The sequence below is a fragment of the Streptomyces naganishii JCM 4654 genome (assembly GCF_014650575.1).
GTDB classification, from domain to species: Bacteria; Actinomycetota; Actinomycetes; order Streptomycetales; family Streptomycetaceae; genus Streptomyces; species Streptomyces naganishii.
Genome location: NZ_BMVF01000023.1, coordinates 32462 through 45308, shown reverse-complemented (window position 1 = coordinate 45308; position 12847 = coordinate 32462). Strand labels below are relative to the sequence as shown.

Here is a 12847-nt window from a genome sequence, read left to right as displayed (position 1 = left end):
ACAGCCCTACGGGAGGTGGCCCCCCGGCACACCCGCCCGTCATGCCCCCGGAAGCTACACGCAAGTTCGAGATCGCGCTGCCCCTACCGGCGAGAAGTGCCCCGGATCGCCGAAAATCATCACGTTCGAGCAGAGTTGAGCACAATGCGCACGGCCCCGCCCCTGAGCAGGGGCGGGGCCGTGACAACCGCCGCACGCCGGCGGGAGCCGCGCGGGACGGATCAGCCGCCCGCGCCGAGGGCCAGCGCCAGGTACTCCTTGCCGAAGGAGGACGTCGACTTGTGGGCGAAGACCGCCGACATGTACAGGTGCCCCTGGGCGTAGCGGATCTCCGCGTAGTCCGGGGACATCGCGGTCTCCGCGTCGCGCACCGCCTCGGTGTCGGGGTTCTCCAGCAGCTTGGTCTGCTTGAAGCTGCCCCCGTCGATGCTCACGATCTGGCCGCCCTTGTTGAACGGCGGCCGCTTGTAGGCGATCACGTTGCCGCCGTCCATGCGCAGCGGGTAGATCTGGAAGCCGTCGCCGGCGTCCGCGCGCTGGCCGGTCTGGCGGCCGGTGGCGAGGTCGAAGGCGACGATCTCGTTGGTCTTGCTGTACTGGCCGCTGCCGTCGTGCTGCTCGGTCGGGACGTAGAGCCGGTCGTTGCCGACCGCGAGGCTGGTGCAGAACTCGATCCGGGTGATGCCGTCGCAGCGGGCCGCGTACTTGTCGCCGGGCGCGGAGATGTGGGCGCGCAGCTTGCCGGTCTTGTTGTCGACGGAGAAGAAGTCGGAGATGCCGCTGCCGTCGCCCGCGCTGTCGCCGACGTCGGCCGCCACGACCAGCGGGTCGGTCGAGACGATCGCCGCGTACTCGATGCCCTCGGACATCTTGTAGTCGGAGATCACCTTCCCGCTCTTCGGGTCGAGGGTCTGCACGTGCAGCTGGCGCTGGCCGTACTGGCCGCACTTGCGCAGCGCGACCAGCTTGGGCCCGCCGCCGTAGCCGGCGTCGTAGCAGGTGTCGTCCGGCTTGGGCAGCCACAGGGCCTTGCCGTCGGCGATGTCGAAGGCGGCGCCGCCGCTGGTGCTGCCCACGGCGACCGTGGTCCCGCTGACCGTGACGTTGTCCAGGCCGATCGGCTGGTCACCGGACTTGACCGACGTCGTCCACAGCTTGCGGCCGGCGTCGAGGTCGATCGCGGCGAGCAGGCTGCAACCGTGCGAGGGCTTGGCCTTGGTCGGCATGGCCGGCTCGTAGACGATCGCCGTGCGGTCGTCGGTGGTGGTGTGCCGGCTGGCCTGGCAGACCGGGCCGGGCAGCTTGATCGTCCAGAGCCTGGTGCCCTTGTCGGGGTCGTAGCCGACGATCTCGGCGACGCCGGTCTTGACGTACGCCTTGCCGGTCAGCCAGGAGCCGGGCGTGGCGACCGTGTCGGTCACGGCGGGCATCGGCACCTGGAAGAGCACCTTGGAGGCGGTGTCCGAGGGCACCTTCTCCTTGCCGCCGGAGGTGGTGCCGCCGCTGCCGCCCTTGTCCGAGCCGCCGCCCCCGGTGCCGCCGCTGGAGCTCGCGGTGTCCTTCTTGCCGTCGCCGCCGGAGGACTTGGCGTAGAGGACCCCGCCGCCGACGATCAGCGCGATCGCCACGACGGCCGCGACGATGATCATCAGCTGGGTCCGGCCCTGCCTGCCGCCGCCGGGCTGCGCCGCCTGCGGGTGCATGGGCACGGTCGGCTGACCGGGGTAGCCGTACCCGGGCTGGGCGTACGGGTTGGGCTGCTGGCCCGGGTAGCCGTAGCCGGCGGGGGGCTGGGGCTGCTGAGGCGCCTGGGGGTAGCCGTAGCCGGGGGCCGGCTGGGGCGGCTGAGGCGCCTGGGGGTAGCCGTAGCCCGGTGGCGGGGCCGGCTGCTGCGGGGGCTTGGACAGGTCGGGGCCGCCCGCCGGGGGCTGCTGCGGGGGCTGCGCGGGCGGGGGCGGCTGCTGGGGCGGCTGGTCCTGGGGCGGGCCGAAACCGCCCTGCTGCGGGGGCTGGTTGGGCGGCGGGGGCGGCGGCTGGGTCATGACGGATGCACCTCGGGGGACGGGGACGTGGAGCGCGGAGAAGTGGGGTGACCGGAACGGCGTGCGGGGACCGGCCGCGCGCGGCGGCCGGCCGGCCTCACTTGCCGAAGGCGAGCATCAACTTCTCCTTCGAGGCGTCGTTGCCGTTCAGCCGGGTGGTGGAGATGTAGAAGCGCCCGTCGACCCAGTCGACGTCCTTGGAGAAGAAACCGCTCTCGATCTTCGCGGTGCCCTGCGGGTTCTGCAGCAGCGTCGTCGGCGTGTGGCTCGACCCGGTCACCGGTACGGAGACGACCCGCCCGCCGGAGTCGTAGGACGGGGCGACGTACGCGACGAGCCTGCCGTCCTCCGCCTTCATCGGCGTCATCGAGGTGTCCTGCGGGGACTTCACCCGCCACTTCTCCTTGCCGGTGGCGAGGCTGATCGCGACGATCTGGTTGGGCCCGGTGACCGACCGGGTGGGCAGGTACAGCGTGCCACCGTCGGAGGCGACGGCCTGGCAGCCCTGGAGGTCGCGGTCGAGGATCGCGAAGCCGCACTGGGCGTCGAAGGTCGCCTTGGAGTCGACCTGGGAGCGGATCGACCCGTCGGCGTTCAGGGTCGAGATGTTCCAGTGCTTCTTGTCCTTGTCGGTGGAGTACAGCACCACCGGGTCCAGGGAGTAGGCGCGTTGGACCGACCAGCCCTTGGGGATCTTCTTCGTCCACTTGGCCCTGCCGGTGGCCGGGTCGAGCTCCTGCACCTCGTCGTGCTCGTTCGGGCCGCCGGCGCCGCACCAGGAGACCACGAGCAGCCGGGCGCCGCCCGCGAAGCCCGCCGGGTAGCAGGCCGCGCCGTAGTGCTGCTTGTCGAACAGGTGCTTGCCGCTGTCGACGTCGTACGCCGTGCCCGACTGCGAGCGGCCCACCATCAGCGTCTTGCCGGTGAGCGACAGCTCGACGGTGAGCGTGCTGTCGAAGAGCTGGCCGTCGGGGACCTGGAGGCTCCAGCCCTTCTTGCCGGTGTCGAGGTCGATCTGCTGCAACTGGTTGCACTTGGCGCGGTCGCTGCTGCCGCTCATGTAGGCGACGACGACCTTGTCGTCGGCCGACTTGTGCGGGGTCACCGCGCAGATCTTCTGCGGGAAGGCGATCGGCGCCCAAGTGGGGTTCCCGTCGCCGACGTTGTAGGCGAAGACCTGCTTGTACGCGGCCTTCACCGCCGCCTTGGCGGTGATCCACATGCCGGGGGCGTCGGCGCCCGAACCTGGCGCGTCCGGGGCCTCCTTGTACCAGAGGACCTTCGCCTCGCCCGCCTTGCGGCCGGAGTTGAGGTTCTCCGGGTCCTTGCCGCCGTCGCCGCTGCCGTCGCCGGGGTTGACCGGGGCGTCGGAGGCGGTGCCGGTGGCGCCGCCGCTCTTCGCGGCGACGGGCTTCTTCCCGTCGCCGCCGTTGCCGGTCACGGCCCAGACGGTGCCGCCGATCACGAGCAGCGCGGCCACGGCGGCGCCGGCGACCACGGCAGGGCGGCCCTTGAAGGGGTTGCGCGAGCCGCTGGGCTGCGGGGCGCCGGGCGCGCCCGGGAACTGCGGCTGCGGGTAGCCGTATCCGGGCTGCGCGTACGGCCCCGGCTGCGGGGGCTGCCCGAAGGCGCCGGGCTGCTGGGGCTGTCCGAAGGGGCCGGGCTGCTGCGGCGGCTGTCCGTAGGGGCCGGGGGCGGGCGGAGGGCCGTAGGGGCCGGGCTGGGCGTACGGTCCCGGCTGCGGGGGCCCGCCGTACGGACCGGGCTGCTGCGGGTAGCCGTAACCGGGCTGCTGCTGGGGCGGCCCGGAGGGCGGTGCGGCGGGGGCCTGCGGCGGCTGGGCGGGGGGCGGAGGCGTGCCCTGGGGTGCGCCGAAGGCGCCCTGGGGCGGCGAGGGTGGTGGCTGCCGCGGAGGGTGGTCCTGCGGTGCTCCTGAGCCGCCCTGCTGCGGCTGGTCGGGCGGCTGGGTCATCAGCGCCTCTCCCCCTAGTTCACTGATTTTGAGCCACGCCCCGAGGCACGTGAACGTGACGGAGCCGGGGACGTGCGGAAGCGGTCCCCGGCGGTTCTCAAACGGTTCTCGGACGGCCCTTTCTATCACCCGCCGCCGACGGCCCACCGGCCCGCGTCCGCCCCTGTTCCCAAGGGAGGACCGGGCTGTGATGCCTCCGTTACGCGCCCTCACACGCCCTTCACACGGCGCGCGCGCCGGCCCTCACGCGCCCTGGGCGTCCTCGGCGAGTTCGAGCCAGCGCAGCTCCAGTTCCTCGCGCTCGCCCGCCAGGTCCCGCAGCTCGGCGTCGAGGTCGGCGACCTTCGCGAAGTCGGTGGCGTTCTCGGCGATCCGAGCGTGCAGCCCGGACTCCTTCTCCGAGATCCGGTCCAACTGCCGCTCGATCTTCTGGAGTTCCTTCTTCGCCGCGCGCAGCCCGGCCGCGCTCTTCTCGGCTCCTGCCCTGTCCTGCGCGGGCGCCGGGGCGGAGGCGGCGGCCGCCGCCTGCTGTTCCATCCGCTGCCGCCGCTCGAGGTACTCGTCGATGCCGCGCGGGAGCATCCGCAGGGTGCCGTCGCCGAGGAGCGCGTACACCGTGTCGGTGGTGCGCTCGACGAAGAACCGGTCGTGGGAGATGACGATCATCGAGCCGGGCCAGCCGTCGAGGAGGTCCTCGAGCTGGGTGAGGGTCTCGATGTCGAGGTCGTTGGTGGGCTCGTCGAGGAAGAGGACGTTGGGCTCGTCCATGAGCAGGCGCAGGAGTTGCAGCCGGCGCCGCTCGCCGCCGGACAGGTCGCCGACCGGCGTCCACTGCTTCTCCTTGGTGAAACCGAAGGTCTCGCACAGCTGACCGGCGGTCATCTCCCGGCCCTTGCCGAGGTCGACGCGCTCGCGCACCCGCTGCACGGCCTCCAGGACCCGCCAGGAGGGGTCGAGTTCGGCGACCTCCTGGGAGAGGTACGCCAGCTTGACCGTGCGGCCCACGACGACCCGGCCGGCCGCGGGCTGGATCTCGCCCTCGCTGCGGACGGCGTCGGCCATGGCCCGCAGCAGGGACGTCTTGCCGGCGCCGTTGACGCCGACGAGACCGACGCGGTCGCCCGGACCGAGCTGCCAGGTCACGTGCTTGAGGAGCACCTTCGGGCCGGCCTGTACGGACACGTCCTCCAGGTCGAGGACCGTCTTGCCCAGCCGCGAGGAGGCGAACTTCATCAGCTCGCTGCTGTCCCGGGGCGGCGGCACGTCCTTGATCAGCTCGTTGGCGGCCTCCACGCGGAAGCGCGGCTTGGAGGTGCGGGCGGGCGCGCCGCGCCGCAGCCAGGCCAGCTCCTTCCTGACCAGGTTCTGCCGCTTGGCCTCCTCGGTGGCGGCGATGCGCTCGCGCTCGGCGCGGGCGAAGACGTAGTCGGAGTAGCCGCCCTCGTACTCGTGGACGTCGCCGCGCTGGACGTCCCACATGCGGGTGCAGACCTGGTCGAGGAACCACCGGTCGTGGGTGACGCACACCAGCGCCGAGCGCCGCTCGCGCAGGTGCCGCGCCAGCCAGGAGATGCCCTCGACGTCGAGGTGGTTGGTCGGCTCGTCCAGGACGATCAGGTCCTGCTCGTCGATGAGCAGCTTGGCCAGCGCGATCCGGCGCCGCTCGCCGCCGGACAGCGGCCCGATGACGGTGTCGAGGCCCTTGGGGAAGCCGGGCAGGTCGAGGCCGCCGAACAGCCCGGTCAGCACGTCGCGGATCTTGGCGTTGCCGGCCCACTCGTGGTCGGCGAGGTCCCCGATGACCTCGTGCCGCACGGTGGCGGCGGGGTCGAGCGAGTCGTGCTGGGTGAGCACCGCGAGCCGCAGCCCGCCGGAGTGCGTGACCCGGCCGGTGTCGGCCTCCTCCAGCTTGGCGAGCATCCGGATCAGGGTGGTCTTGCCGTCGCCGTTGCGCCCGACGACCCCGATCCGGTCCCCTTCGGACACGCCGAGCGACACACCGTCGAGCAGGGCACGGGTTCCGTACACCTTGCTGACGTTCTCGACACTGACCAGGTTGACGGCCATTTCACTCCTGCCCGGGGGGATCGATCAGCCTTCAAGCGTAGGGCCTCCGGGGGTGGGGTCGGAGAGCGAGCGCTACGTCACCCTTTGTGATGACGTGATCGCGAACGGGCCGCTACCGTGGAGAGCAGGCAACAGGATCCCGTCCATGGGAGGAACCATGACCGCCGAGTCCGTCGAGCAGTCGCGTTGGCCGATGCCGCCGACGGACGGTTACACCGTGGACGATCTGTTCACACTGCCTGATCTCCCGCCGCACACCGAGCTGATCGACGGGAGTCTGGTGCTTGTGAGCCCGCAGCGCTATTTCCATTTCACCGCGATCGATCTGCTGGTGAGCGGCCTGAGAAGGACCATTCCGTCCGATTTCAAAGTCGCTCGTGAGATGACCGTGGTGCTGGACCGGCGCAATGGCCCTGAGCCGGACATCTCCGTCGTGAGGGCCGAGGCGAAGAAGGGACCTCTTCAGACTCGCTTCATGGGCGAGGACGTGGTGATGGCCGTGGAGGTCGTTTCTCCGGAGTCGGAGTCCCGTGATCGTCACACCAAGCCGCACAAATATGCCGCAGCGGGTATCCGCCATTTCTGGCTGGTCGACATGGCCAATCCGAATCTCCACCCGGTCATTGAGGTGTACGAACTGGCGCACGTCACTGGCACGTACGCTCTGACGGGCATTTATCACGATCGCATCAAGGTCGACGTTCCCTACGCCATCGACATCGACCTCACTGCAATCGACGAGCTCTAGCGCTCGCGCCCGTCCCTCACACCACCGTGGCCCCAAGTGCCGGGGCCACGGCGGCCCGGGCCGTGCGGCAGGTGCCCGAGGCGGTCAGGGCCTGTGCCACCTTCTCGGCCGTGTCGCCGTCCCCGACGAGGAACGCCGTCGTCGGGCCCGAGCCCGACACCAGGCCCGCCAGGGCGCCGGCCGCGCGGCCGGCCTCGAGGGTGTCCCTGAGGGACGGGCGCAGGGAGAGCGCGGCCGGCTGGAGGTCGTTGGCGAGCGTGGCGGCCAGCGCCTCCGCGTCGCCCTTGGCCAGCGCGGCGAGCAGGGCCTCGGACGCCGTCGGCTCGGGGACCCGTACGCCTTCGTTCAGCCGGTCGAACTCGCCGTAGACCGCCGGGGTCGACAGCCCGCCGTCGGCGACCGCGAACACCCAGTGGAAGGTCCCGCCGGCCTCCAGCGTCCGCAACTGCTCGCCGCGCCCGGTGCCGAGGGCGGCCCCGCCGACCAGGCTGAAGGGCACGTCACTGCCCAACTCGGCGCAGATGGACAGGAGTTCGGCGCGGGAGGCGCCCGCCTGCCACAGCCTGTCGCAGGCGAGCAGCGCGCCCGCCCCGTCCGCGCTGCCGCCCGCCATGCCCCCGGCCACCGGGATGTCCTTGGCGATGTGGATGTGCACCGCCGGGTCGATGCCCCGGCGCCCGGCGAGCGCGAGGGCCGCGCGGGCGGCGAGGTTGGTGCGGTCCAGGGGGACCTGGCCGGCGTCCGGGCCCGAGCAGGTGATCCGCAGCTCGTCGGACTCGGTGACGGTGACCTCGTCGTACAGGCCGACGGCGAGGAAGACGTTCGCCAGGTCGTGGAAGCCGTCGGGGCGGGCCGCGCCGACCGCGAGCTGGACGTTGACCTTGGCCGGGACGCGGACGGTGACCGCGGCGGGCGTTGCGGCGGGGACGGGGGCGGGGACGCTCACTGGTTGCCGGACTCCTTGTTCTCCACGGGCTGCCTGTGCTCCGCGATGCGCGCGAACTCCTCGACGGTCAGCGACTCCCCGCGCGCCTGCGGCGACACCCCGGCGGCGACCAGGGCCGCCTCCGCGGCCGCGGCCGAACCGGCCCAGCCGGCGAGCGCGGCGCGCAGGGTCTTGCGGCGCTGCGCGAAGGCCGCGTCGACGACGGCGAAGACCTCGCGCCTGGTGGCGGTGGTCTTGACCGGCTCCGCCCGCCGGACCAGGGACACCAGCCCGCTGTCGACGTTCGGCGCGGGCCAGAAGACGTTGCGGCCGATGGCCCCGGCCCGCTTGACCTCGGCGTACCAGTTCGCCTTGACGGACGGAACGCCGTACACCTTCGAGCCGGGCGCGGCGGCGAGGCGGTCGGCGACCTCCGACTGCACCATCACGAGGGTGCGCTCGATGCCGGGGAAGGTGTCGAGCATGTGCAGCAGCACCGGGACGGCCACGTTGTAGGGCAGGTTGGCCACCAGCGCGGTCGGGGCGGGGCCCGGTAGCTCGGTGACGTGCAGGGCGTCGGAGTGGACCAGGGCGAAGCGGTCCGCGCGGCCGGGCATGCGGGCGGCGATCGTGGCGGGCAGCGCGGCGGCCAGCACGTCGTCGATCTCGACGGCGGTGACCCGGTCGGCCGCCTCCAGCAGGGCCAGCGTGAGGGAGCCGAGCCCCGGGCCGACCTCGACGACCACGTCCTCGGGGCGTACGCCCGCGGTGCGGACGATGCGGCGGACGGTGTTGGCGTCGATCACGAAGTTCTGGCCGCGCTGCTTGGTGGGCCGCACGCCGAGGGCCGCGGCGAGTTCGCGGACGTCGGCGGGGCCCAGGAGGGCGTCGGGGGTGGGGCTGCTCACCGCACCAGGGTACGGGGGCCGGGGACGGGCTCAGGAGCGCAGGCGGTCCCCGCAGTGCGGCCAGGGGCTCGCGCCGCGGCGCACGTACAGCTTCTTCGCCCGGTACGTCTGCTCCTCCGGCGAGGCGTCCTGCGGACGGCCGGACCCGCCGAGGCTCTGCCAGGTTCCGGTGTCGAACTGGTACAGCCCGCCGTACGTGCCGGAGGAGTCCACCGCGTCCGGCCGGCCGCCCGACTCGCACCGGGCGAGCCCCTGCCAGTCGAGGTGCTCGGCGCCCCGCACCGACGGCAGCCGGGGCCTGGTGCCGTACCGGACGAGCTGGGCGCGCGGCTCGCGCACCACCTCCGAGCCCAGCCGCCGCGGCCGCTGCCGGACGCCGTTGACGGTGCGCAGGGAGTAGGTGACCCGGCGCACGCCCGGCTGCCCGGCCCGGTCGACGACCTCGGTGTCCTTGAACAGGGTGGGGTCGGCGGTGCGCCGCACCACGAACGGGATCGGCTCCTCGCGCACCTCCCGGGTGCCGGTGATCCTCAGCACGGTCACCGTCTGCCCGTCGCGCGGGAAGCTGCCGGGCGGCACGGAGGTGGCGTCCTGTCCGCGCAGGGTGATCCCGGCCTCCTCGACCGCCTCGCGCACGGTAGCCGCGTTGGTGCGGATCGTGCGCGCCCGGCCGTCCGCCATGATCGTGACCGAGCGTTCGGTGCGCACGTCGAGCGCGAGCCCGGCAAGGCCGATGGGCCGGGAGCGCGCGACCGAGAGGTACGCGCCCTCCGCGCGCACCCCCAGCTGCCTGAGCGCTCCCTCGACGGTGCGCGCGGTCGTCCACACCTCGTGCCGCTGCCCGTCGAGGGTGAGCCGGACCGGGCGCCCGTAGCGGACCTCGATCTCGTCGCCGCCGGCCAGCGCCGTGCCGGGGCCGGGCACCACCTCGTCGTGCGGGCCGACCGGCACGCCCTGCTCGGCCAGCAGCTCGGAGACGTCGTCGGCGAAGGTGTGCAGGGTGCGGGAGCGGCCCTCGACGTCGAGCTCGACCGCCTTGTCCTTGGCGACGAACGCGGTGGTGCCGCCGGCCAGGAACGCGACGACCAGCGCCTGCGGCAGCAGCCTGCGCACGCCGGCCTCCGGGCGCTCGGCGCAGCGGGCCCGGCGCCGCCGCGCGCCCCGCCGCCCGCCGCCGCCCGCCTGCCGGGGCAGCACCGGGTCCGGCTCGGTGCGGCGTTCGTGAGCGGGGCGGTAGGTGTCGCCATAGGGCAGCGTGTCGGCGGCGTGGTACGCCTCGTAGGAGCCGTAGGCCTCGTGCGGCTCGTAGAGCTCGCGGGACTCATGGGGCGGCTCGTACGGCTCGTAGGTCACCTGCTGCGTCGGCTCGTACGCCGTCCCGTACGCCGTCCCGTACGCCGTGTCGTACGTCGTCTCGTACGGCGATCTGCTCACGCAGGCACACTCCAGGGGTCCGAGGAGTCCGGGAGTCCGGATCGGGCCCCCAGAACCTAGCGGAGCGCCCGTCACTCTCCAAAACGGCGCGACCACACACAGTGGTGGCCCGATGGAGTCAGTACCCGAAGGCGCGTGCGGTGTTCGCGGCGAGGGCCGCCGCCAGCGTGTCCTCGTCGACCCCGCGTACGGCGGCCATGGCGCGCACGGTGAGCGGGATCAGGTAGGGCGCGTTGGGCCGGCCGCGGTGGGGCATCGGCGTCAGGAAGGGCGCGTCGGTCTCGACCAGCACCAGCTCCAGCGGGGCGACGGCGAGGGCGTCCCGCAGGTTCTGGGCGTTCTTGAAGGTGACGTTGCCGGCGAAGGACATGTAGTAGCCGGCGCGGGCGCAGACGCGCGCCATGTCGGCGTCGCCCGAGTAGCAGTGGAACACCGTCCGCTCGGGGGCGCCCTCCTCCCGCAGGACGCGCAGGACGTCGGCGTGGGCCTCGCGGTCGTGGATGACCAGGGCCTTGCCGTGCCGCTTGGCGATCTCGATGTGGGCGCGGAAGGAGCGCTCCTGGGCTGCCTTGCCCTCGGGGCCGGTGCGGAAGTAGTCCAGTCCCGTCTCGCCGACGCCCTTGACGTGGGGCAGCGCGGCCAGCCGGTCGATCTCGGCGAGGGCCTCGTCGAGCCCGGCGTCGCCGCCCGGCTCGCGAGCGCCCTGCCGCGACCAGCCGTCGGGGTCCCCGTGGACGATGCGCGGGGCCTCGTTGGGGTGCAGGGCGACCGCCGCGTGGACGTTGTCGTACGCGGCGGCCGTCTCGGCGGCCCAGTGCGAACCCTTGACGTCGCAGCCGACCTGGACGACCGTCGTCACGCCCACGGACGCGGCCCTGGCCAGGGCCTCCTCCACGGTGCCGGACTGCATGTCCAGGTGGGTGTGGGAGTCGGCGACCGGGGTGCGCAGGGGCTCGGGCGAGGGGGGCGCCGCGTTCTTGTCGGAGGGCATGCCCCGATCGTACGAAAGGGGCACACCCGGGGCCGGACCAGCCCGCCTCACGCAGGAGGCGGGGGCCGGACCGGCCCGCCTCGCGCCGGAGACCGGGGGCGGCTCAGCCCGCCTTGTGGTGGAAGGGGTGCAGGAGGTCGGACAGGTGCCAGTGGTGGTCGCCCTGCTTCCGGTCCGCCGCCTCCTCCCCGGACGGGGACTCGGACGCCGGGGACACCACGGGTCCGGCCTGGGGCTGGTGCCGGCGCTCGTGCTCGTGCAGGTGGTGCTGCACGGAGGACACCTGGCCCGCCCGCATGATCCGCACGACCTGCCCGTCGCAGTTCTGGCAGCTCGGCCTGGTCAGCGGGGACGGGACGACCCTGCCCTCCACGACGTACAGCACGAACTCGTTGCCGTCGGCGTCGGTGTGGTGCTCTATCTCGTACGCCTGCTCCCACCCGTGCCCGCATCGCATGCAGGCGAAGGAGTAGGACTCGTTGACGACGGCGGTGGCCGTGCCGCGGTGGCCGGTCTGCCCTGCGCTCTCGCTCATGCCAGCTCCTCGTGTCCGCTGGACGAAGGGACGGGTATGCGTCCCTTTCCCCCAGTGGACGACTTCACCTGGCCGAACGCACCAGGCCTGCCGAGTGTTGGAGGCGATTTGGCGGTTGCTTGCCAAAGGGTCGCCCGGACGGCAGGTGTCGCTTTGCCTTTCCGCCCAGCCGTTTACCCCCTCATGGGGCGCACGCTCATGAGAGATACGTCCTGCTCAGAGCGGGTGTGAGCCACCTCTCTCACCGGCGCGCGCCGCACCCGCGAACGCGTGCCGGCCGATCGCACGGCAGTCGATCGCGTGCCGGCCGATCGCACGGCAGTCGATCGCGTGCCGGCCGATCGCACGGCGGCCGATCGCGCGGCGGCGTTCGTCAGCCCGCGTGCTTGGCGGCGACCACCGCGTCGAACACCTCGCGCTTGGGGACGCCGGCCTCCGCCGCGACCGCCGCGATGGCCTCCTTGCGGCGCTCGCCGGCCTCCTCGCGCACCCGCACCCGCCGCACCAGCTCGTCCGCGCCGATCTCCTCGGGGCCCTTCTCCGGGGCGCCCTCGACCACGACCGTGATCTCACCGCGCACGCCGTCGGCGGCCCAGGCGGCCAGCTCGGCGAGGCCGCCGCGCCGTACCTCCTCGTAGGTCTTGGTCAGCTCGCGGCACACGGCGGCACGCCGGTCGGCGCCGAAGACCTCGGCCATCGCGGCGAGGGTGTCGTCGAGCCGGTGCGGGGCCTCGAAGTAGACCAGCGTGCGCCGCTCGGCCGCGGCCTCCCGCAGCCGGGTCAGCCGCTCGCCCGCCTTGCGCGGCAGGAACCCCTCGAAGCAGAACCGGTCCACCGGCAGCCCGGACAGCGCGAGCGCGGTGAGCACCGCGGACGGCCCGGGCACGGCGGTCACCCGCACGCCCTTCTCCACGGCCGCCGCGACCAGCCGGTAGCCCGGGTCGGACACGGACGGCATGCCCGCGTCCGTCACCAGCAGCACCCGCGCGCCGCCGAGCAACTCCTCGACCAGTTCCGGGGTGCGGGCGGACTCGTTGCCCTCGAAGTAGGACACGATCCGCCCGCCGGGCGTGACGTCCAGGGCCTGCGCCAGCCTGCGCAGCCGCCGCGTGTCCTCGGCGGCCACCACGTCGGCGCCGGCCAGCTCCGCGGCGAGCCTGGGCGGCGCGTCCTGGACGTCGCCGATGGGGGTGCCCGCCAAAACAAGGGTTCCAGTCACGCGTCC

The 12847-nt window shown here is 73.0% G+C and carries 10 protein-coding genes; 1 reads left to right on the top strand and 9 read right to left on the bottom strand.

What is annotated here, in order from left to right; all coding sequences use genetic code 11:
* Positions 1 to 221: 221 nt before the first annotated feature.
* The 3 genes from IE217_RS30150 to IE217_RS30140 form a co-directional block, all read right to left on the bottom strand.
* The gene (locus IE217_RS30150) at positions 222 to 2042 is read right to left on the bottom strand and encodes an outer membrane protein assembly factor BamB family protein (RefSeq protein ID WP_190181128.1); all 1821 of its coding nucleotides are present in this window, start codon (positions 2040 to 2042) and stop codon (positions 222 to 224) included.
* Between the two features lie 97 nt (positions 2043 to 2139).
* Positions 2140 to 4014 (bottom strand): outer membrane protein assembly factor BamB family protein, encoded by a 1875-nt coding sequence (locus tag IE217_RS30145; RefSeq protein ID WP_190181127.1) that lies wholly within the window; start codon positions 4012 to 4014, stop codon positions 2140 to 2142.
* A gap of 243 nt (positions 4015 to 4257) precedes the next feature.
* Positions 4258 to 6081 (bottom strand): ABC-F family ATP-binding cassette domain-containing protein, encoded by a 1824-nt coding sequence (locus tag IE217_RS30140; RefSeq protein WP_190181126.1) that lies wholly within the window; start codon positions 6079 to 6081, stop codon positions 4258 to 4260.
* Positions 6082 to 6238: 157 nt separating this feature from the next.
* Here IE217_RS30140 and IE217_RS30135 point away from each other — a divergent pair, with 157 nt between their 5' ends.
* Positions 6239 to 6829, top strand: coding sequence for a Uma2 family endonuclease (locus tag IE217_RS30135; RefSeq protein WP_190181125.1), 591 nt, complete (start codon positions 6239 to 6241; stop codon positions 6827 to 6829).
* A gap of 16 nt (positions 6830 to 6845) precedes the next feature.
* Here IE217_RS30135 and IE217_RS30130 read toward each other — a convergent pair whose 3' ends face one another.
* The 6 genes from IE217_RS30130 to rsmI form a co-directional block, all read right to left on the bottom strand.
* A complete protein-coding gene (locus IE217_RS30130) occupies positions 6846 to 7775 on the bottom strand; it encodes a 4-(cytidine 5'-diphospho)-2-C-methyl-D-erythritol kinase (protein ID WP_190181124.1) in 930 nt (309 codons plus the stop codon).
* Positions 7772 to 8662, bottom strand: a complete 891-nt coding sequence (gene rsmA / locus IE217_RS30125; RefSeq protein ID WP_190181123.1) for a 16S rRNA (adenine(1518)-N(6)/adenine(1519)-N(6))-dimethyltransferase RsmA — start codon at positions 8660 to 8662, stop codon at positions 7772 to 7774. Before rsmA ends, IE217_RS30130 begins: the two co-directional genes overlap by 4 nt.
* 30 nt (positions 8663 to 8692) lie before the next feature.
* Complete coding sequence (locus tag IE217_RS30120; RefSeq protein WP_190181122.1) at positions 8693 to 10096, bottom strand: resuscitation-promoting factor; 1404 nt, start codon at positions 10094 to 10096, stop codon at positions 8693 to 8695.
* A gap of 118 nt (positions 10097 to 10214) precedes the next feature.
* A complete protein-coding gene (locus IE217_RS30115) occupies positions 10215 to 11087 on the bottom strand; it encodes a TatD family hydrolase (RefSeq protein WP_190181121.1) in 873 nt (290 codons plus the stop codon).
* A 103-nt stretch (positions 11088 to 11190) separates the two neighbouring features.
* Complete coding sequence (locus tag IE217_RS30110; protein ID WP_190181120.1) at positions 11191 to 11622, bottom strand: hypothetical protein; 432 nt, start codon at positions 11620 to 11622, stop codon at positions 11191 to 11193.
* 373 nt (positions 11623 to 11995) lie between these two features.
* The gene (gene rsmI, locus IE217_RS30105; protein WP_190181119.1) at positions 11996 to 12841 is read right to left on the bottom strand and encodes a 16S rRNA (cytidine(1402)-2'-O)-methyltransferase; all 846 of its coding nucleotides are present in this window, start codon (positions 12839 to 12841) and stop codon (positions 11996 to 11998) included.
* Between the last annotated feature and the right edge of the window lie 6 nt (positions 12842 to 12847).

Excerpts from the sequence above, each read along its gene's own strand:
- IE217_RS30115 (WP_190181121.1), bottom strand. The coding sequence starts at position 11,087 with ATGCCCTCCGACAAGAACGCGGCGCCCCCCTCGCCCGAGCCCCTGCGC.
- IE217_RS30145 (WP_190181127.1), bottom strand. The coding sequence starts at position 4,014 with ATGACCCAGCCGCCCGACCAGCCGCAGCAGGGCGGCTCAGGAGCACCG.
- IE217_RS30150 (WP_190181128.1), bottom strand. The coding sequence starts at position 2,042 with ATGACCCAGCCGCCGCCCCCGCCGCCCAACCAGCCCCCGCAGCAGGGC.
- IE217_RS30140 (WP_190181126.1), bottom strand. The coding sequence starts at position 6,081 with ATGGCCGTCAACCTGGTCAGTGTCGAGAACGTCAGCAAGGTGTACGGA.
- IE217_RS30135 (WP_190181125.1), top strand. The coding sequence starts at position 6,239 with ATGACCGCCGAGTCCGTCGAGCAGTCGCGTTGGCCGATGCCGCCGACG.
- IE217_RS30110 (WP_190181120.1), bottom strand. The coding sequence starts at position 11,622 with ATGAGCGAGAGCGCAGGGCAGACCGGCCACCGCGGCACGGCCACCGCC.